Source organism: Psychromonas sp. (assembly GCF_983033635.1).
Window position 1 is genome coordinate 3,388 of sequence record NZ_CEZLMY010000204.1, and the last position, 1,532, is coordinate 4,919.

General features: G+C 44.1%; 1 protein-coding gene. It reads left to right on the forward strand.

The window, feature by feature from the left end; genetic code table 11:
- Positions 1 to 46 precede the first annotated feature (46 nt).
- Positions 47 to 1,486 carry a hypothetical protein gene (locus AC4GME_RS16840; RefSeq protein ID WP_490379835.1) on the forward strand — a complete coding sequence of 480 codons (1,440 nt, stop codon included), beginning with the start codon at positions 47 to 49 and terminating at the stop codon, positions 1,484 to 1,486.
- Positions 1,487 to 1,532: the final 46 nt, after the last annotated feature.

A 1,532-nucleotide genomic window follows, 5' to 3' on the forward strand; every position in this document is an offset into this window, starting at 1 on the left:
AAAGAAAATCACTCAATACATTTAATCTTATTAAGGATAATAAAACATGAAAAAATCAATTTTGGCATTAACGTTAACGTCAGTAACTTTAATCGGTTGTGGTGGCGGTGGTGGCTCTGATACGCCTACGCCTGCCCCTACAACAACACTGCAAGGCAAAGCCATCGACGGTTACTTAATCGGCGCTACGGCCTTCTTAGATACCAACTATAACGGTGTCTTGGACGAAGGCGAAGCATCAACGGTTACTACTGAGTCAGGAGACTTTAACTTAGATCTGACCGCCGCTAATGCTGAATGTATCGATTACGCGCCTATTGTTGTTAATGTACCCGTGGGTGCTATTGATGAAGATTTAGGTGAAGTAATCGAAGCTTACACGTTAACGTTACCGCCTCGTGCAGTTGCTTTGACAGATACTGAAATTGCCAACGTTACGCCGTTAACCTCTTACATTTGGGATAATGTACAAGCAGACTTGAACGACTTAGACGTAGCGGTAGACTGTGCTACTTTACGTACTAACGTTGCGGTACGTGCTAACTTGGCGGATATTGTTCAAGGCATTGCATTTAACCTCGCTCAACACCACAACACATCAGTAACCGAACTGTTCTCTGACTATGTTGCCAGTGGTGATACTGAGTTATATGATGCAGCGACCGACCTAGTGCGTGGTTTAAAAGCGTCTTATGAGTCTAATAAAGCGATTCGTGCCGCTCATCCGAATGCATCTTCTGCCACTGCTAATTATCAATTAGGTACGGTGCAAGACAATGGTCGATTAAATGCTAACTGGTATCTGGTTGAGAATGTATTTTACCCTACCGTAGTTACATATAAACGCACTTTGCTGGACACTGACACATTTGCACCAGTAAAAGTTGAACTCGATTCTGAGCGTACTGTGATCACTGCAAACGGTTTTGAATACAACCATGAAATTGCTTTAGAGCAAGACTTCGAAGGTAACCCTGTTTGTGCCATGAATGAAATCATTCTTGCAACGGGTTCAGTGAAGTACGGCCTTACTAATAATGCAATGTATACAGGTTCGACTCGTGCGGAATGTGAAACGGGTGATATCGCAGGTAACATAACTACCCGCCGTGTTGAGGTGAGTGAATCTATTGCAGATACGGAACACAACGGCACATGGTTCTACCGTGAAGCTTTCCCTGTTGGGTTAGATGAATGGATTAATGTACGTGATAACCTAGCTAATTTAGATGCTGACGCTTTGGTGTCTGCGCTTGCGGGTTACTCTACTGACTTCTACGATACAGATGCTCACGGTGCAGACTTTTGGGAGCATGCTCTAGCAGGTGGCACTGGTTATATGTCACATACATCAGAAGGCCATTGGACACGCACCACTAATCGTGATGATGGTACATACCTACTAGAGTGTGGGGCATCTGAAAGTGGGTTGACGGCTCAGCCAGCAGGCGTTATTAACTGCAATGGTTACTTCGTTAACCAATAAGCAAATTAACTAGAAGGGCTTCGGCCCTTCTTCTTTTTTGTAGGAT